This window comes from Rhodovulum sp. PH10, assembly GCF_000293785.1.
Lineage (GTDB): Bacteria > Pseudomonadota > Alphaproteobacteria > Rhizobiales > Xanthobacteraceae > Rhodoplanes.
In genome coordinates, this window is record NZ_AKZI01000091.1 from 20,255 (window position 1) to 37,047 (window position 16,793).

The window sequence follows — 16,793 nt, forward strand, 5'->3', positions numbered from 1 at the left end:
CCCTTCAGACCACCTCGCCGCGGGCCAACAGCGCCGCCCGGCGGATCGCCGCGATGTTCGTCGCGTAAGCCTCCGGTGTGCCGCCCTTGAACACGGCGGAGCCGGCCACCAGCACATTGGCGCCGGCCCGCGCGACCTCGCCGGCATTGTCCGGCGTCACCCCGCCGTCCACCTCGATGTCGATCGGCCGGTCGCCGGCCAGCGCCCGCAGGCGGGAAATCTTCTCCAGCGCCGCCGGGATGAATTTCTGGCCGGCGAAGCCGGGGTTGACCGACATCACCAGGATCAGGTCGACCACGTCGATCAGATGCTCGATCGTGCTCTCCGGCGTGCCGGGATTGAGCGTGACGCCCGCCTTCTTGCCGAGCCGCCGGATCTCTTGCAGCGAGCGGTGGACGTGCGGGCCCGCCTCGACATGCACGGTGATCATGTCGGCGCCCGCCGCCGCGAACGCCGCGAGATAGGGGTCGCACGGCGCGATCATCAGATGCACGTCGAACGGTTTTTCGGTGTGCGGCCGCAGCGCCTTCACGATGTCCGGCCCGATCGTGATGTTCGGCACGAAATGCCCGTCCATCACGTCGACATGGATCCAGTCGGCGCCGGCGGCGTCGATCGCCCGCACCTCCTCGCCGAGCCTCGCGAAATCGGACGACAAAATGGACGGCGAAATTTTCAGAGGCGGGGACATCGTGCTGCCGGTGCTTTTCGGGTGATCCAAGGGGCGAGACGCGGTGTGCCGCAGATCGCCGGGCCGCTCAAGCGGGGTTTTCGCGCGAGGCTGCCGGTCGGCAGAAAATGCCGCGGCGCGCGGTCGTTCCGGCAGGTCTTGCCGGGTCGGCGGGACGGAGGAGGGGCGCTGCGGATCGCCCCGCGAAAACGCCGGTCGTCGGCCCGGCCGCCGGGCCTTTCGTGCAAGATGCCGTGAGCGAACGAGAATTTTCGCCAGGTTGCACGCTGGCGGGAGCGCGTTTCGCGTTCGGGAGCGCCGCGTCCGCGGAGAGAAGAGGCTGGCACGGCGCTTGCGACCGAAAGCCCGACCGTTACGCCGTTCTATGGACGAGCCTCGCCATGATGTTTCTCGCCGGTTCCGCGCTGACCGCCCTGGGCGCCCTGTCGTCGCTGACGGATCTCGTCTCGTCTGGGTCGGGCGACAAGAAGTCGGGGGCGGGGACATTCACGCTGGACGATCAGACGACCGCCGGCTCTTCCTCCGCCGTCGGCAAGGGCGGCGCGGTGTCGAGCGACACCATGCGGGCGATTCTCGCCATGCAGGGGCAGAACGGGCCGGATGGCATGGCGGCGCGGTTGTTCGCGGCGATCGACGCCGACGGCAACGGCCAGGTCAGCGAGTCGGAGCTCGCCGATGCGGTGTCGGCGACGGGCAGCAAAACCGCCGACGACGGGTCGTTGTTCAAGATGCTCGACCAGAACCAGGACGGCAGCGTCGGCCAGGACGAGCTGACCGCCGCGCTGCGCCGCCACGGCGCGCACCGTCAGACCGTCATGCAGCCGAGCGGCACCGCGCTCGATCTGTTTCAGCGGATGATCCAGCAGCAGGCCGACATGCTGGCCGCGACCACCGCGGCCGGCGGGACGGTCGCGAAGTCGATCTGAGCAAGAAAAGAACGTCGCCCTCTCGCGTGGGAGTGGGTCGGGAGAGCCGGACGTCGGCCATGGTCGACGTCCGGCTCGTGCCGTTTCTTGTCGTTCGAGCGCAGCCGGCGCGGCGTCCGAGCGAGGCCGAGCTTTTCCCCGCCGACCCGAGCACGAGGGGCAAAAAAAAGCGCCCCGAGAAATCCCCGGGGCGCTTTCGGCTTCTGTCGATGCCCGAAGGCGGCGGTCACTGCCCGAAGGCCCGCGGTCACTGCCCGATGGTGCGAAACACCTTCGAGTCGGGCCGGCCGGCACTGGCGGCGGCGGTCGGCAGCTTCTCGTCCTTGGCGATCATCTGGTCGTAGGCGGGCAGCGAGTCGAGCGGCTCCTTGCCGACCACGTGGACGATCTTGAAGCCGTTCGCCTTCAGCTCGGCGAGCAGGTGCGGCACCGCCTTGGCGGTCCAGTGCCGCTGGTCGTGCAGCAGCAGGATGCCCTTGCCGCGCGCCTTCAGCCGCGGCATCAGCTTGGCGACCAGCTGCTCGGGATTCTTGACCTTGTAGTCGAGCGAATCGAGGTCGGTGGAGAAGATGCCGACATTGCGCTCGCCGAGATAGGCGACCACCTCCGGCGGATGCCTCAGCTCGGGGAAGCGGAAGAACGGCGCCATCGGCCCGCCGAGCGCCTGCTTCACCGCGGCGACGCCCTTCTCGATCTCGTCCTTGGCCTCGTCGAGCGAGAGCTTCGCCAGGTTCTTGTGCGACCAGGTATGCGAGCCGACGGTGTGCCCGGCCTCGTGCACCTGCCGCAGAATCTCCGGATAATAGGTCGCGTGCTTGCCGATCGCGAAGAAGGTCGCGCGCACGCACTCCTTGGCGAGGGCGTCGAGCACCATCGGCGTGGTGCCGATCCACGGGCCGTCGTCGAAGGTCAGCACCACCTCGCCGGGCCGCAGGAAGTCGTACTGCTTGAAGTGCTGCGAGCCGAAGCCGGGCGCGCCGGTGGTGTCGATCTCGACCACGCGGGAGACGCCGAGCGCGGCGGGATTGGTGCAGGGCGGCCCTTCCAGCACCGAGGCGGCGGACGGCGCCGGGGCGGGCGCAAGGGCGCTCGGCGGCGCTGCGGCCGGCACGTCGCCCGGCGTGGCTGCGGCCCTGGTCGGCGCCGCCGTGCCGGTCGGCGCGACGGTGGGCGTCGCACCGGGGGCTGCGATCTGGGCGAGCTGGGTGCCGGCACGCGGCCCAGTGAGATCGCTCACCGGATTGGCCGGCGGGGTCTTCTTCACCGGCGCGGGCGGAGGGGCGACGGCGGCGGCCGACGCCACCTGCACCGGCTCGGTCGCGGTGGCCGAGTGGGTCGAGCCGGTCGCGAGCTCCGAGGCGGCGGCAAAAACCTCGCCCGGCCAAGACATGCTCTTTTCCATGCCCTTTTGGGCGAAGACGATCCCGATCGAGCCGGCGATCGACAAGCCGACGACCGCACCGGCAACAGCACGTGCGCGCATTGCCATTCCCCCATGATCGACCGGTCGGCGCGATGGGCGGCCTCGGCCCGATGCGGCCGGCAGAGTCGTATTCCCCACGTTATGTTACGGAGATTCGCGCGGCGGTTCGTGAAAATCGGCCGAAAACGCCGGTCGGACAGGCGGAATTCGTTCGTTGCGCGCGAAAATTGCAACACTTTCGAGGTGTCGGCAGCATCGGGTTACTGGGAAAGACTTCCGGCACCGGCGCGCAGAGCTCGCTCACCCGCCGAAGCGGTCGGTCCAGGCCGGCAGCGCGCCGGGGAAGGGCAGCGCCGTCGCCTCGTGAACGCCGCGGGCGATCGCCCGTGCGACCACCTGTGCGGCCGCGGTGCCGAGCCGCATCAGCGCGAACACCGGGTCGGGCAGGGGCTTTTTGCCGGTCGCGGCGGCGAAGGCGATGTCGCCGTCGAGCGGCGTGTGAACGGGATGCAGGGCGCGCGCAAAACCGTCTTGCGCCATCACCGCGAGACGCTGCACCTCGTTGCGGGTGAGCACCGCGTCGGTGGCGACGATCACCAGCGTCGTGCTCGCCTGCAGCACGCCCTTGGAGCGCGGGGCGCGTGCCGACGGCGGCACCTGCGCCGGCAGGCCGTGTCCGCCGAGCTCGCCGTCCTCCTCGAAGGCGGCGGCCCAGAACCACGGCCCGTCGCCGATCACCGCGCTGCCGCAGGCATTGGTGGCGGCGAGCGCCGCGACCGTCAGCCCGTCCTCGGTGACCGCCGAGGCCGAGCCGAGCCCGCCTTTGTAGTTCACCGTGGTCGCGCCGAAACCCGCTCCGACGGTGCCGAGCGCGAACGCGCCGTCCTCGGCCTCCGCCGCCGCCTCGGCCGCGGCAAATCCGAGCTCGCGATAGACCGGATAGCGGCCCCACGCCTTGTCGCCGCCGTTCAGGAGATCGAACAAAATCGCCCCCGGCACGATCGGCACCCGCATGCCGCCGACGTCGAAGCCGCGCCCGCGGCCGCGCAGCGAAGCCTGGACGCCGCTGCCGGCGTCGAGCCCGAACGCCGAGCCGCCGGAGAGAAACAGCGCGTCGATCCGCTCCACCGTGCGGCCGGCGTCCAAAAGGTCGGTCTCGCGGGTGCCCGGCCCGCCGCCGCGCGCATCGACCGCCGCCACCGCCGCTTCGTCGAACAGCACGCAGGTGACGCCGGAGGCGAGCGCCGGATCGTGCGCGTGGCCGACCCGGAGGCCCGCCACGTCGGTGATCAGGTTTTTTCGCCTCGTCATGATCTCTCTCCGGGAGGGGGCGGTTGCGCCCGGCATGGTGGGGGAGCGCCGGATCGGGCCACCGATCGGACGACCGATTCGGTGCGACCGTCAACCGCGTCGCTCGCGCCGCCGCGGCGCTTGCCTCGGCCGGTCCGCCGGAGGCATGGTGCCGACATGGCCGATGTCTCGTTCTTCTGGGCGCTGATCGCCGGGGTGGTCAGCTTCCTCTCGCCGTGCGTGCTCCCGCTGGTGCCGCCTTATCTCGTCTATCTCGCCGGCGCCTCGCTGGAGCACCGGGTGGCGACCGCGGGCGGTCCGGCGCCGGGCGCCCGGCGCGCCACGGTGCTGGCGGCGGCGCTGTTCGTCGCCGGCTTCTCCACCGTGTTCGTCGCGCTGGGGGCGAGCGCGACCGCGATCGGCGCGCTCCTGCGGGCCTATTCGGGTGTTCTCTCGACCGTCGCCGGCGTCGTCATCATCCTGATGGGCCTGCATTTCCTCGGCCTCACCCGGCTCGCGCTGCTGATGCGGGAGAAGCGCGCGCCGATGCCGCGCCCGGTCGGCGCCTGGGGCGCCTATGTGATGGGGCTCGCCTTCGCCTTCGGCTGGACGCCGTGCATCGGCCCGATCCTCGCCGCCATCCTGGCGGTCGCCGCCTCCAAGGAGACGGTCGCGACCGGTGCCGGCCTTTTGGCCGTCTACTCGCTCGGCCTCGGCCTGCCGTTCCTCGCCGCCGCCTTCGCGGTGGAGCCGTTCTCCGCCTTCCTCGCCCGCTTCAAGCGGCATCTCGGCGTGGTCGAGAAGGTGATGGGGGCGCTTTTGGTGCTCACCGGCATCGCCTTTCTCACCGGCCTGATCGGCGACATGAGCTTCCTGCTGCTCGAATGGTTCCCGGTGCTCGGCACCATCGGCTGAGAGCCGCGCCGGCGTCCTTTGCCATCCCGTGAAATCGCCCGGTTGCGAGAGTCGTGCGCGGCCCGCGTGCCGCGCATTGTCGGATTCCGAAACCCGGCTTTTGTGACATCCGCGGCGTCACTCATCCGTGTGGATTAATGCCGCGGCAGGGGCCGAGGCCTCGGTGCTTCCGCCCGGAACCGTCAAGTGACTGATACGTCTCGCAATTGCACAATGTCCGGCCGACCTGACGCCGATACCGGAAACTAGTGCGGGCGGATGGTCCGAATAGTCTCGGGAATTTACGTATTGCTCCTCGTTGACACCCTCGGATGTAAAGATAGCATGACACTCGATCGACGGCGATGACCGCACCGCGCGGGACCGAGCCGGATCGATCGGCGTCCGGAGGAGCACGGCACGGGCAGCGACACGGAACCACCGGCGGTCGTCGAACCGTCTCGGTGTCTCGCTGCTTCGATGTCGATGTCGGGACCGTCGGACGAAGCGTATCCGTCGTGGTGGCGGTGTGCCAGCCGCAGGCGGAGATGACGGGTTTGCGCGATGCGCAGGTCCGGTGCGGTCGAGGCGCCACCGCGCGCCGCGGTCGATGTCGAGACCCGGATGCGGGCCGGTGATGCCGGGCCGTGTTCCGAGAGTGCCGGGCTGGGTCGGGCTCTCGCGAGGCGAGGGCAGGGCGACGGGTTCGGAATTCGGTGCGCGCGAGCGCGGGACTTTGGCAAAGGTTGCGCGCGGCGCAGCGAAGCTTGGGGCCGGCCGGGGAGACCGGTGGCCGGTAGCGGGGTTCGATGAAGGACTTCAAGTTCAACGAGGACGTGGTCGGTTGGGCGAAGCCGGTGTCGCAGTGGCTCAACGAGGTCGACTGGGACGCCACGTGGCGCACGTTCTCGATTCAGTATTCCCCCGATTCCATCGGGCGGAATGGTGGTCGTGGCGATTTCCGTCACGACAAAACCCGCCGTGCGGGACGTTTGCAGCAACTTCCCGCGGCATCCTCAATGGAGGGTATACAGATGGCTGAGCCGACCCGGAGCCTCTCCGGCCTGACCGAAGAGGAAGCCCTCGAGTTCCACGCCCAGTTCAAGACCACGTTCACCGCCTTCATGGTGATCTGCGTCCTCGCCCACGTTCTCGTGTGGGCCTGGCGGCCCTGGTACTGAGCACTGAGCGAGGAGGAATTCGTCATGGCTAACCCGCAAGACGACTACAAGATCTGGCTGGTTCTCAATCCGTCGACCTGGCTGCCCGTGATCTGGATCGCGGCCCTCGTCGTCGCCATCCTGATCCATGCTCTGGTTCTGACGCACCCGCGTTACAACCACATGTCGATCGCCCAGCAGGCGTACAGCCAGCCGGCGAAGTAATTCGCCGAGTGACTGTCGGCGCTTCTCCTCTTTTCGAGGAGCGTGTGCAGGCGGGTGGAGGCTTTCGGACGAAAGTCTCGCTCGAGTCGCCGTGAGGGCTTTTCGTCGTCTCGGCGAGATGGCGCGTACCGCCGTCGTGTGGACGCGCCGTCCCTGCGCCGCCGGACCGGTGTGAGCCGGCCCGGAAGACGCGGCGATTGTTTGAGACGCGTGTCGCTCCATGCACGTGTCGTCTCGATCGCGGACGTCGGAAGCAATTCCGGCGTCCGCTTTTCGTTTCGGGGACTCGTCCCGGGGGGACTCGTCCCCGAGCGACTGGTCTCCGAGGGACACGCCTCGAGGGACTGGTGCCCGAGGGCTCGTCCCCGAAAGACTCGTCCCCGAAAGACTCGTTTCCGGTAGACACGTTCCCGAGGGATTCGCCTCGGAGGGCTCCTCCGTGGGAAACCTGCCTCGGGGGGCTCCTCGGAGGGAGACTTGCCCGGAGGGACTGGACGAGGCGGCGTGGACAAATTCCGACCGTAGCCGAGCGTGCAATCATTCCGCTCCGTTGAACCACGCCGTGGCGACGACAAATCGCTCCGCATGTCGTGGTGAGCGGAAGGGGCCGACCATCCGACCTTCATGTCGTTCCTCGAAGATGGTTCCCTCCACCCATTCGCGTTCGAGCAAATAAGTTTGTCCATTGTCGAACTCGCGAACTTCTGCGGAGCGCTTCCCGTCCGGGCTATAGAGCGTCGTGGCAACTCGATACATTGTTCCGTCGAGCGACTTGCCTGTCGCCCCGCCGAACAGTTGTTTCCACCAGCCCATGTTCCTACTCCTGAAGTCGGACGCTTCATCACCATGACCGCGTCCTCGGGGGCACGACGCGGCCGTATCGAAGGACGAGGCCCGCGCAGTGTCCTCTTCCTACGCGACGCGGGTGTCCCGCCCGCCCTCGGGATGAGGCCGAACTTTGTCGCCGTCGGTACGACCCGGTGGCGGAACGCGACGAAAAAAGGCCCGCGGGGGTCCGCGGGCCTTCGGCGTGTCGGGAATGGTGCGAGCCGGGGCGCGTCGGTGCGCGCCGGCGCGGCGTCGATCACTCGTCGGCTTCGACGTAGGTCAAATTGCCGTCCGGGCCCTTCTTCCAGACATAGAGCACGTAGCGGTCCTTGCGCTTGCCGTTGACCAGATAGCCGTCGTCGGAGACGTCGCCCTTGGAGTCGAACGAGAGCGTGCCGAGCACGGTGTCGAACGGCTTTCCTGAGCGCATCAGCTTGGCGACCTTCTCCGGGTCGGTCGACTTCGCCTGCTCGATCGCCTCCTTCATGATCTGCACGGCGGCGTAGCTGTACAGCGTGTAGGTCTGCGGCTCGAAGCCACGCTGGCGGAATTCCTCGACGATCGCCTTGTTCTTCGGGTTGTTGCGCGGATCGGGCGAGAACGTCATCAGCGTGCCCTCGGCGCCCGGCCCGGCGATCGCCGCGAACTCGGTGTCGGCGAGGCCGTCGCCGCCCATCATCGGCGCCTTGAGGCCCTGGTCGCGCATCTGGCGCAGGATCAGGCCGCCGGTGTCGTGCAGGCCGCCCCAATAGACGAGGTCCGGGTCGACGCTCTTGAGCTTGGAGACCAGCGCGGTGAAGTCCTTGTCGTCCTTGTTGACGCCCTCGAAGAAGACCTCCTTCAGGCCGCCGGCCGCCATCGCCTTGCGGGTCTCCTCGGCGAGGCCCTGGCCGTAGGTGGTCTTGTCGTGGACGATCGCCACCCGCTTGCCCTTGAACTTCTCGGCGATGATCTTTCCGGCGAGGCCGCCCTGCTGGTCGTCGCGGCCGCAGACGCGGAAGATGTTCCACAGGCCGCGGTCGGTCACCGACGGGTTGGTCGAGCCGGGGGTGATCTGCAGGATGCCGCTGTCCTGATAAACGTCGGACGCCGGGATGGTGACGCCCGAATTGAAGTGGCCGACCACGAAGGTCACGCCTTCCGCGGTGAAGTTGTTGGCGACCGACACGCCCTCCTTGGGGTCGCCGCGGTCGTCGCCGACGCTGAGCTCGATCTTTTCGCCCATGATGCCGCCGGCGGCGTTGATGTCCTTCACCGCCTGCTCGGCGCCCTGCTTGAGCTGCGCGCCGAACGCGGCGCTGCCGCCGGTCATCGGGCCGCCGACGCCCATCTTGAGCTGCGCCCGGGCGTCCGTCGCGGCGCCGAGCGCGAGCGCGAGGCCCAGCGCGAGTATCGAGGTCCTGCTCTTCGTCATCGATCGTCCTCCTGGAACGGGAGCGTCGCCGCCTCCCGGATTTGAAGCCGAGCACGCCGGAAAGTCATCCCGCCAGGGGCTTTTTTCGCCGGGGGATGGAGGCCTTCGCCTGCGGCGGTCTGCCGCGCCGCAGGCGGGTCGCGTGCCACCGTCCGGGGGCGCAGCGCGCCGCGGGCGGGGCGTCGTTCGGAGGGCGCGCGCGCCGCCTCGGCGGCTCACGCCCCCGCCGTGGTCCGGCCGGTCTCTTCGGGCCGGGCGAGAAAGCCGTATTGGCGCGCCATCTGCCGCCGCCGGGTGGCGCGGAAGCCGGCGAGCCCGATCAGGATCAGGATCGCGGTGTCGACCAGGTAATAATGCGCCGACAGGAGCGTGCCGCCGAACAGCGCGTAATGCACGAAGCGCACCGCGAGGCCGAGCAGCAGCATGTATTGCACCACCGCCCACCACGGCCGCCAGGTGCGGGCGATCGCGCGCCCCGACAGCCATGCGCCGGCGCCGCCGAGCAGCACGGTGACGAGGACGAACACCAAGAGCGAGCTCTCCTCGTAGACGAGGCCCTGCATCAGCGCGTCTCCCCGGCGCGGGCAGCGGTGTCGGCGGTCGCGGTCTCGCGCCGCCCGCCCTCGAGATAGGCGGCCTTCACCTCGGGCCGCTCCAGAAGCTCCTGGCCCGAGCCGGTCATGGTGATGGCGCCGTTGACCATCACATAGGCGCGGTGGGCGAGCTTGAGCGCATGATAGGCGTTCTGCTCGACCAGAAAAACCGTCAGCCCGCGGGTCTTGTTGAGCTCGCGGACGATGTCGAAGATCGCCTGCGCGATCAGCGGGGCGAGGCCGAGCGAGGGCTCGTCGAGCAGCAACAGGCGCGGCCGGCTCATCAGCGCGCGGGCGATCGCCAGCATCTGCTGCTCGCCGCCCGAGAGGGTGCCGCCGCGCTGGTCGAGCCGTTCGCGCAGCCGCGGGAAGAAGGCGAGCACCTGCTCGAGGTCTTCCGGCGACGCCTCGCCGCCGGCCGCCACCGTGCCCATCTGAAGATTTTCCAGCACGCTCATGCGAGCAAAAATGCGGCGGCCCTCGGGCGACTGGGCGATCCGCAGGCGGGCGATCTCGTGGGTCGGCAGTGCGGTGATGTCGCGCCCGGCAAAGACGATGCGGCCGGCCCGCGCGCGCGGATTGCCGCAGATCGTCATCATCAAGGTCGACTTGCCGGCGCCGTTGGCGCCGATCAGCGTGACGATCTCGCCCTCGGCGACGTCGAGATCGACGCCGCGCAGCGCCTGGATGCTGCCGTAATAGGTTTCCACGCCGCGCACGGCGAGCAGCGGCTCAGACATGGGACACGTCCCCCCTTGGCGCTGCGAGAAGCATGCGGCGCCGCCCCACCCGCTCGTCCCCGCGGAGGCGGGGACCCAGGCGGGCAAGCGCGAAAAGGCTGGGTTCCCGCTTGCGCGGGAACGAGCGGAGAATGGGGAAAGCGGTTCCCGTACCGACCACGACGGAGTTCGTCCTCGTCCAGAGGAGCACTCCGCAGGAGTGCGTCTCGAAGGACGAGGCCCCCGACGAGAGCAAAGCCCGGGCCTCATCCTTCGAGACGGCCGCTCCGCGGCCCCTCAGGATGAGGTCGTAGTTTCCCGCTGCTGGTCTCACAGCCCGACCTCCGCCTCGGCCGCCTCGACCTCCTCGTCGGCGACGCCGAGATAGGCGGCGATCACCTTGGCGTCGTTGCGCACCTCCTCGGGCCGGCCGTCGGCGATCTTCACCCCGTAGTCCAGCACGACGACGTGGTCGGAGATCTCCATCACCACCGACATGTCGTGCTCGATCAACAGCACCGAGGTGTCGTGGCGGTCGCGGATGGTCAGGATCAGCTCGTTGAGCGCGGCGCTCTCGCGCGGATTGAGGCCGGCGGCGGGCTCGTCGAGGCACAACAGCACCGGGTCGGTGCACATCGCGCGGGCGATCTCGAGCCGTCGCTGGGCGCCGTAGGGCAGGGCGCCGGCAGGGTCGTCGGCGCGGTCGATCAGGTCGGTCAGCTCGAGCCAGTGGCGCGCCTTCTCCACCGCCGCCCGCTCGGCCTTGCCGTAGCCGCCGATGCCGAGCACGCCGAGCAGCGTGAAGCCGGAGGCGTGCATCAGCGGATTGTGCTGGGCGATGAGGAGATTCTCGAGCACCGTCATGCCCGAGAACAGCCGGATGTTCTGGAACGTGCGGGCGACCTTCGCCTGCCGCGAGACCAGGTAGTCCGGCATGCGCTCGAGGAGAAACAGCGCGCCGTTGGCGAGCGCGAGCTTGCGGTCGCCCTTCAGCGTCAGCGCGTCGAGCTCCTCCCACATCTGCGGCTCGCCATGGACGATCGCGATGCGCCCCTCGGTCGGCTTGTAGAAGCCGGTGATGCAGTTGAACACGGTGGTCTTGCCGGCGCCGTTCGGGCCGATCAGCGCGGTGATCTCGCCACGCCGGGTCGAGAACGAGAGCTGGTCGATCGCCACCAGCCCGCCGAACCGCATGGTGAGATGGTCGACCTCGAGCAAAATCGGTGCGGGCTCGGTCATCCGCGGCCCTCCCCGACCAGGCTGCCGGACACCGCGCGGCGCTCCTTCAGAAACACCGAGGGCGAGCGGGTGGAGATCAGCCCGCGCGGCTTCCAGATCATGATCAGCACCATGGCGAAGCCGAACAGCAGCATGCGGTACTGCGTCGGATCGAACGCACTGCCGAAGATCGCCTTGAGGAAGTCGAGCTCGCGCAAGAGCTCGGTGCCGCCGATCATCGCGACCGCGGCGACCGCGACGCCGATCTGGCTGCCCATGCCGCCGAGCACGACGATCGCGACGATCGTCGCCGATTCCATGAAGGTGAACGACTCCGGCGAGATGAAGCCCTGGCGGGTGGCGAAGAACGAGCCGGCGAAGCCGCCGAACATCGCGCCGATCGCGAACGCCGTCAGCTTGGTGTTCGTCGTGTTGATGCCGAGCGAGCGGCAGGCGATCTCGTCCTCGCGCAACGCCTCCCAGGCGCGGCCGATCGGCAGGCGCCGCAGGCGCACCGTCACCCAGGCGGTGAGCAGCGCGAGCGCGAGGATGATGTAATAGAGGAAGATGCCGCGATAGATCGGGCTGTAGGCGAGCCCGAACGTCTTCGCGAAGCCGGTCGAGGAGGCGGTGAACGGGATGCCGAAAAAGGTCGGCCGCGGAATGCCGGAGATGCCGGCGTATCCGTTGGTCACTGGCACCCAGTTGATCAGCACGAGGCGGATGATCTCACCGAACGCCAGCGTGACGATCGCCAGATAGTCGCCCCGCAGCCGCAGCACCGGAAAGCCCAGCATGATGCCCCACAGCGCGGCAAAGATGCCGGCGAGCGGCAACAGCGTGAAGAAGGAGAGCCCGAACTCCTTCGCGAGCAGCGCGGTCGAGTAGGCGCCCACCGCATAGAAGGCGACGTAACCGAGATCGAGCAGACCGGCGAGCCCGACCACGATGTTGAGCCCGAAGCCGAGCATCACATAGATCAGGATCTGGATGCCGAAATTGTCGATCCACTTGATCGAGCCGGAAAAACCGGTGAGCCACAGCGCGAGGAACGGATAGACCGCGACGAAGGCGATCGCGACCGGCGGGAACCAGCGGCCGAAGCCGACCCGGGCGCGCTCGGCGAGCGGATGCGCCTTTGGGCGGGTGCGGGCGCGGCGCTCCTTCCACGGCTCGACCACCAGCGAGCCGAACAGGCTGCCGGCGACCACCAGGCCGACCAGCACGGCGAGCAGCCCCCAGCGGCCGTCGAGCCGCAGGAAGCCGCGGATGTCCTGCACCGCGTGCAGGCCGACCAGCGGCCCGAGCACGCCGAGCGCCACCAGCCCCCAGATCGCGGCGTCCTTGACCGCACGGCGGACGGCGCCGCCGCCGGCCTCGCGCGTCGCATCGTCGATCGAGACCTGCTGCGTCGCCACTAGACCTTCTCCACCTCGGGCCGGCCGAGCAAACCCTGCGGCAGGAAGATCAGCGTGATGGCGAGGATCGAGAAGGCGGCGACGTCCTTGTAGTCGATCGAGAAGTAGGCCGACCACATGGTCTCGACGATGCCGATCAGAAGCCCGCCGATCACCGCGCCGGGCAGCGAGCCGATGCCGCCGAGCACCGCGGCGGTGAACGCCTTGACGCCGGGCGTGAAGCCGTCGGCGAAGCTGATCACGCCGTAATACATGAGATACATCGTGCCGGCGACCGCGGCGAGGGCGGCGCCGAGCACGAAGGTGATGGCCACGGTGCGGTCGACGTCGACGCCGAGCAGGGCGGCCATCTTCTGGTCCTGCTCGCAGGCGCGCTGGGCGCGGCCGAGCGGGGTGTAGCGCACCACGTACCAAAAGCCGGCGAGCAGCAGCGCGGTGACCACCCACACGACGATCTGCTTGTAGGAGAGCGCGACCACGTAGCCGCCGGCATCCGACAGCACGAACTCGCCGCGCAGCAGCGGCGGGATCGACTTGTTGCGCGGGCCCTGCGCCACCTGCACGAAGTTCGACAGGAAGATCGACATGCCGATCGCCGAGATCAGCGGGGCGAGGCGGAACGAGCCGCGCAGCGGCCGGTAGGCGAGCCGCTCGATCGCCCAGTTCAGCAGCCCGGTCAGCACCATCGAGACCAGGAGCACGATCAAGAGCGCGAGCGCCACCGAGCCGATGCCGATCCAGCTCGTCAGCACCAGGAAGGCGATCAGCGCGAAGAAGGCCGACACCATGAAGACGTCGCCATGGGCGAAGTTCACCATGCCGATGATGCCGTACACCATCGTGTAGCCGATCGCGATCAGCCCGTAGATCGAGCCGAGCGTGATGCCGTTGATCAGTTGCTGCAGAAAGACGTCCATGCGGATGCTGCGCCCTTGCCTCGTCGTTCTCGGGTTCCGCGGCAGTGTCGCAGCGCCCCGAACCGGCCGCAACCGGCTCCTCGGACCTCTTAACAGGCCGATCCGGCCCCCGCAACGCAGGGTGGCGCCGCGGGATTTGCGGCCGGACCGGGTCGTTCGGAGGCGACCGGCGGCGCACGAGCGGCGCCGGCCGGACCGTCGGGGACTGCGGCGTGCCGCCGCGTGAACAGGTGCTCCGGTCCCTGCAAGGAGAATGCCTGCGGGACGAGGAGCGTGCCTGCGGGCGGCGACCATGCTCGGGGGCAGCGTCGGGGACGACGGCGACCGGCGATGCCCAAGGGGCGATCGGGCCGGCGCGATTTTCGTGAGGTGCGGTCGGGCGGCGGCGGGCGGGGAAAGGCGGGCGACGAGGGGACGAAAGCGGCGCCGGGATGATCAAGATTTGGGCAGGACGGCGCTCGCCGAGGCGGCCGGGGCGGGGGTGAACGCAGGGGCCGGCGCGACGGCGACCGACCAGTCGGCGACCGACCAGTCGGCGACCGACCGATCCATGGCCGGCGAGTCGGCGAGCCGACAAGTCGGCCCGGCGAGCCGGTGAAGAGAAGCGAGTGCATTCCGGTCGGCCGTGGCTTCGCCTAGACTCACCTCATGACGCCCGACGCCGACCTCCCGGTCTTCCATCTCTACGGCGAGCCGCCGAAGGAGCACGCCTTCGACGTCGTCCATGTCGAGACCCTCGTGCGGGCGGCGCGGCACGGCTGGACGATCGCCCCCCACCGCCACCGCGACCTGTTCCAGATTCTGGTGATCGGCCGCGGCGGCGGCGAGATGCTGACCGAGAGCGGAACCCTGCCGTTCACCGCCCCGGTGGCGCTCTTGGTGCCGGCGACCGTCGCGCACGGGTTCCGGTTCCGCCGCAACGAGACCGAGGGGTGGGTGGTCAGCTTCACCGCCGACGTCGCCCAGCGGCTCGGCGACCGCGCGGGCGAGGCGATCACCCGGTTCCGCGCGCTCGCCGCCGACCCGGTGGTGCCGCTCGGCGACGACCACGCCCGGCTCGACGGGCTGTGCTGCGCGCTCGCCGACGAGCAGGTGTTTGCCCGCGAGGGCCACCGGCTGGCGATGCGCGGCTGCCTCGCGCTGCTCGCCGTCGGCGTCGCCCGCCGGGCGCTCGCCCGCCCGCACGACCGCGCCGCCGGGCCGGAATCCGACCCGGTGGTGGAGGCGCTGCGCCGGCTGATCGAGCAGCATTTCCGCGTCGAGCGGCAACTCGGCTTCTACGCAGACCGTCTGAGCATGACGCCCGGCCGGCTCAACGAGCACGTCAAGCGGATCACCGGCGTCACCGCCGGGCATCTGATCCGCCAGCGGGTGGTCACCGAGGCGAAGCGCAAGCTCGCCTTCACCGCCCAGCCGATCCACGAGATCGGGCAGGAGCTGACCTTTCCCGATCCGTCGCATTTCACCCGCTTCTTCCGCCGCCAGACCGGCACCACACCGCACGAGTTTCGCGAGCAGGGCGGCGGGTGAGGGCGACGCGGCCGGCGCAGACGACGAGGCGCAACGCTCAGGCGTCGGCCTCCGCGTCGGCTTCCGCGTCGGCCTCGGCGCGAAGCGAGGGGCGGGGCGTGGTGCGGTCGGTGTAGGCGGAGACCACCGCCTCGGTGAGCGCGATCAGATCACGTCCGCTCATGCCGCGCGGGTCGAGCGTGTCGCGCTCGCTGTGGCGGCGCACCAGGTCGGCCATGTCGGGCTCGATCGCCGCGCTCGCCATCCACCAATAGGGAAACCGCCGCTCCTCGGTGTCGATGGTGTCGGCCACCACCATGTCGCGGTGGCGCGGGTCGTCGCGGATGCGCAGGCACGCGCTCATCACGTCCTGCGGTCGGCCTTCCAGCACCTGAACGATCCAGCGCGAGTCGTGGATCATCGCGCCGGTGATGCCGGCGCGGCGATTGTTGGCGATCGACGCCGCGAGGATGCCGTCCATCTGCTGCTGGCGGGCGACATCGTCGCCGCCGAGCCGGTTCTCACTGAAATACACCAGACGAAGAAGGGTCATGGTCGCTCCGGGGGTCGCGACCCGCGGACGGTGATCCGCGGGCCATGGAGCGGGCCTAACACAGAGCCGTCGCGAAGTCCCGCGGCGGTGCACGCGGACAACCCCGCGGAATTCGTGGTGCGCTGCACTGCGACGGCGGCACGGAGGCGCCCGAAGCCTCGATCTCCCCGTGCCGATCACGTCGTGCCGCAGTGCGGTGGCCACGTGCGGCGCAGCACGATCTCACGACGTGAGAAAGCCCAACAGCTCGGTCTCGAACGCCGCCGCCTGCTCGATCGGCGACAGGTGCGCGCTGTCGAGGATGGTGAACTGCGCGTTCGCCACCTTGCTGCGGATGAAGGCGCCCATCGCCAGCGGCGTCGAATTGTCGAACCGGCCGGCGATCACCAGCGTCGGCGCCGTGATCTTTTCCAGGAGCGCGCGCTGGTCCATGTCGCGCACCGCCTCGCCGCAGGCGATGTAGCCCTCCTGCGGCGTCGCCAGAAAATGCTCGCGAATGATCCGCACCGCGTCCGGATCGTGGCTGCGGAAGCTCTCCGTGAACCAGACGTCCATCACCCCGTCGACGATCGCCTCGAGCCCGTGCTCGCGGATGGTGGCGATGCGGTCGTTCCACGGCGTCTTGTTCTCGAAGAAGCACCCGGTGTTGGCGAGCACCAGCCGGTCGACGCGCTCGGGCGCCTCCGCCGCCAGCCACTGGCCGACCATGCCGCCGATCGACAAGCCGCAGAAATGAGCCTTGTCGATCTCGAGCCCGTCGAGGATCGCGATCACGTCGCGGCCGAGCCGGGCCATGTCGTAGGGGCCGGGCGTGACGCCGGAGCGGCCGTGGCCGCGATGGTCGTATCGCACCAGCCGGAAGTGGCGGGCGAGAAGGGGGACCAGCCGATCCCACATCGTGTGGTCGGTGCCGAGCGAGCTCGACAGCACCAGCGCGGGTGCGCTTTCCGGCCCCTGGATCTCCACGTGAAGCGGACATCCGTCCGACGAGACGGTCGGCATGTGGTCCCCCCTT

17 protein-coding genes are annotated in these 16,793 nt (G+C 69.3%); 5 read left to right on the top strand and 12 right to left on the bottom strand.

Annotated elements, in window-relative coordinates:
* Window positions 1–4: 4 nt before the first annotated feature.
* Window positions 5–691 carry a ribulose-phosphate 3-epimerase gene (gene rpe / locus A33M_RS15450; RefSeq protein ID WP_040620893.1) on the bottom strand — a complete coding sequence of 229 codons (687 nt, stop codon included), beginning with the start codon at window positions 689–691 and terminating at the stop codon, window positions 5–7.
* A gap of 380 nt (window positions 692–1,071) precedes the next feature.
* On the opposite strand from rpe, the gene A33M_RS15455 reads away from it, so the two are divergent.
* Window positions 1,072–1,617, top strand: coding sequence for an EF-hand domain-containing protein (locus A33M_RS15455; RefSeq protein ID WP_008388853.1), 546 nt, complete (start codon window positions 1,072–1,074; stop codon window positions 1,615–1,617).
* Window positions 1,618–1,864: 247 nt separating this feature from the next.
* On the opposite strand, the gene A33M_RS15460 is transcribed toward A33M_RS15455, so the two are convergent.
* Together A33M_RS15460 and A33M_RS15465 are read right to left on the bottom strand one after the other, a co-directional pair.
* On the bottom strand, window positions 1,865–3,100 hold the full coding sequence (locus A33M_RS15460; RefSeq protein WP_202801909.1) for a polysaccharide deacetylase family protein: 1,236 nt from the start codon (window positions 3,098–3,100) through the stop codon (window positions 1,865–1,867).
* Window positions 3,101–3,340: 240 nt separating this feature from the next.
* Window positions 3,341–4,351, bottom strand: coding sequence for a P1 family peptidase (locus A33M_RS15465; protein ID WP_008388857.1), 1,011 nt, complete (start codon window positions 4,349–4,351; stop codon window positions 3,341–3,343).
* A 156-nt stretch (window positions 4,352–4,507) separates the two neighbouring features.
* On the opposite strand from A33M_RS15465, the gene A33M_RS15470 reads away from it, so the two are divergent.
* The 3 genes from A33M_RS15470 (at window position 4,508) to pufA (ending at window position 6,609) form a co-directional block, all read left to right on the top strand.
* Window positions 4,508–5,245 carry a cytochrome c biogenesis CcdA family protein gene (locus A33M_RS15470; RefSeq protein WP_008388859.1) on the top strand — a complete coding sequence of 246 codons (738 nt, stop codon included), beginning with the start codon at window positions 4,508–4,510 and terminating at the stop codon, window positions 5,243–5,245.
* 788 nt (window positions 5,246–6,033) lie between these two features.
* Complete coding sequence (gene pufB / locus A33M_RS25005; RefSeq protein WP_237718389.1) at window positions 6,034–6,405, top strand: light-harvesting antenna LH1, beta subunit; 372 nt, start codon at window positions 6,034–6,036, stop codon at window positions 6,403–6,405.
* Window positions 6,406–6,429: 24 nt separating this feature from the next.
* Window positions 6,430–6,609, top strand: a complete 180-nt coding sequence (gene pufA, locus A33M_RS15480; protein WP_040620895.1) for a light-harvesting antenna LH1, alpha subunit — start codon at window positions 6,430–6,432, stop codon at window positions 6,607–6,609.
* A gap of 537 nt (window positions 6,610–7,146) precedes the next feature.
* Here pufA and A33M_RS24080 read toward each other — a convergent pair.
* The 7 genes from A33M_RS24080 to A33M_RS15510 form a co-directional block, all read right to left on the bottom strand.
* The gene (locus tag A33M_RS24080) at window positions 7,147–7,422 is read right to left on the bottom strand and encodes a hypothetical protein (RefSeq protein ID WP_157223505.1); all 276 of its coding nucleotides are present in this window, start codon (window positions 7,420–7,422) and stop codon (window positions 7,147–7,149) included.
* Between the two features lie 271 nt (window positions 7,423–7,693).
* Window positions 7,694–8,851, bottom strand: a complete 1,158-nt coding sequence (locus A33M_RS15485; RefSeq protein WP_008388865.1) for a branched-chain amino acid ABC transporter substrate-binding protein — start codon at window positions 8,849–8,851, stop codon at window positions 7,694–7,696.
* A 215-nt stretch (window positions 8,852–9,066) separates the two neighbouring features.
* A complete protein-coding gene (locus A33M_RS15490) occupies window positions 9,067–9,414 on the bottom strand; it encodes a DUF6867 family protein (RefSeq protein ID WP_008388867.1) in 348 nt (115 codons plus the stop codon).
* Window positions 9,414–10,184: an ABC transporter ATP-binding protein gene (locus tag A33M_RS15495; RefSeq protein WP_008388868.1), complete on the bottom strand. Its 771-nt coding sequence runs from the start codon at window positions 10,182–10,184 to the stop codon at window positions 9,414–9,416. The genes A33M_RS15490 and A33M_RS15495 overlap by 1 nt, the downstream gene beginning before the upstream one ends.
* 309 nt (window positions 10,185–10,493) lie before the next feature.
* Window positions 10,494–11,402, bottom strand: coding sequence for an ABC transporter ATP-binding protein (locus tag A33M_RS15500; protein ID WP_008388871.1), 909 nt, complete (start codon window positions 11,400–11,402; stop codon window positions 10,494–10,496).
* Complete coding sequence (gene livM, locus A33M_RS15505; RefSeq protein ID WP_008388872.1) at window positions 11,399–12,799, bottom strand: high-affinity branched-chain amino acid ABC transporter permease LivM; 1,401 nt, start codon at window positions 12,797–12,799, stop codon at window positions 11,399–11,401. Before livM ends, A33M_RS15500 begins: the two co-directional genes overlap by 4 nt.
* Window positions 12,799–13,716 (bottom strand): ABC transporter permease subunit, encoded by a 918-nt coding sequence (locus A33M_RS15510; protein WP_040620897.1) that lies wholly within the window; start codon window positions 13,714–13,716, stop codon window positions 12,799–12,801. The genes livM and A33M_RS15510 overlap by 1 nt, the downstream gene beginning before the upstream one ends.
* A 648-nt stretch (window positions 13,717–14,364) precedes the next feature.
* On the opposite strand from A33M_RS15510, the gene A33M_RS15515 reads away from it, so the two are divergent.
* On the top strand, window positions 14,365–15,246 hold the full coding sequence (locus tag A33M_RS15515) for a helix-turn-helix domain-containing protein (RefSeq protein ID WP_008388879.1): 882 nt from the start codon (window positions 14,365–14,367) through the stop codon (window positions 15,244–15,246).
* 37 nt (window positions 15,247–15,283) lie between these two features.
* Here A33M_RS15515 and A33M_RS15520 read toward each other — a convergent pair whose 3' ends face one another.
* Window positions 15,284–15,778 carry a BLUF domain-containing protein gene (locus A33M_RS15520; RefSeq protein WP_008388881.1) on the bottom strand — a complete coding sequence of 165 codons (495 nt, stop codon included), beginning with the start codon at window positions 15,776–15,778 and terminating at the stop codon, window positions 15,284–15,286.
* A gap of 222 nt (window positions 15,779–16,000) precedes the next feature.
* Window positions 16,001–16,780 carry a 3-oxoadipate enol-lactonase gene (gene pcaD / locus A33M_RS15525; protein ID WP_040620900.1) on the bottom strand — a complete coding sequence of 260 codons (780 nt, stop codon included), beginning with the start codon at window positions 16,778–16,780 and terminating at the stop codon, window positions 16,001–16,003.
* Between the last annotated feature and the right edge of the window lie 13 nt (window positions 16,781–16,793).

Excerpts from the sequence above, each read along its gene's own strand:
- A33M_RS15465 (WP_008388857.1), bottom strand. The coding sequence starts at position 4,351 with ATGACGAGGCGAAAAAACCTGATCACCGACGTGGCGGGCCTCCGGGTC.
- A33M_RS15500 (WP_008388871.1), bottom strand. The coding sequence starts at position 11,402 with ATGACCGAGCCCGCACCGATTTTGCTCGAGGTCGACCATCTCACCATG.
- A33M_RS15490 (WP_008388867.1), bottom strand. The coding sequence starts at position 9,414 with ATGCAGGGCCTCGTCTACGAGGAGAGCTCGCTCTTGGTGTTCGTCCTC.
- pufB (WP_237718389.1), top strand. The coding sequence starts at position 6,034 with ATGAAGGACTTCAAGTTCAACGAGGACGTGGTCGGTTGGGCGAAGCCG.
- pufA (WP_040620895.1), top strand. The coding sequence starts at position 6,430 with ATGGCTAACCCGCAAGACGACTACAAGATCTGGCTGGTTCTCAATCCG.
- A33M_RS15470 (WP_008388859.1), top strand. The coding sequence starts at position 4,508 with ATGGCCGATGTCTCGTTCTTCTGGGCGCTGATCGCCGGGGTGGTCAGC.
- A33M_RS24080 (WP_157223505.1), bottom strand. The coding sequence starts at position 7,422 with ATGGGCTGGTGGAAACAACTGTTCGGCGGGGCGACAGGCAAGTCGCTC.
- A33M_RS15455 (WP_008388853.1), top strand. The coding sequence starts at position 1,072 with ATGATGTTTCTCGCCGGTTCCGCGCTGACCGCCCTGGGCGCCCTGTCG.
- pcaD (WP_040620900.1), bottom strand. The coding sequence starts at position 16,780 with ATGCCGACCGTCTCGTCGGACGGATGTCCGCTTCACGTGGAGATCCAG.
- A33M_RS15485 (WP_008388865.1), bottom strand. The coding sequence starts at position 8,851 with ATGACGAAGAGCAGGACCTCGATACTCGCGCTGGGCCTCGCGCTCGCG.
- A33M_RS15495 (WP_008388868.1), bottom strand. The coding sequence starts at position 10,184 with ATGTCTGAGCCGCTGCTCGCCGTGCGCGGCGTGGAAACCTATTACGGC.
- A33M_RS15515 (WP_008388879.1), top strand. The coding sequence starts at position 14,365 with ATGACGCCCGACGCCGACCTCCCGGTCTTCCATCTCTACGGCGAGCCG.
- A33M_RS15510 (WP_040620897.1), bottom strand. The coding sequence starts at position 13,716 with ATGGACGTCTTTCTGCAGCAACTGATCAACGGCATCACGCTCGGCTCG.
- A33M_RS15520 (WP_008388881.1), bottom strand. The coding sequence starts at position 15,778 with ATGACCCTTCTTCGTCTGGTGTATTTCAGTGAGAACCGGCTCGGCGGC.
- A33M_RS15460 (WP_202801909.1), bottom strand. The coding sequence starts at position 3,100 with ATGCGCGCACGTGCTGTTGCCGGTGCGGTCGTCGGCTTGTCGATCGCC.
- rpe (WP_040620893.1), bottom strand. The coding sequence starts at position 691 with ATGTCCCCGCCTCTGAAAATTTCGCCGTCCATTTTGTCGTCCGATTTC.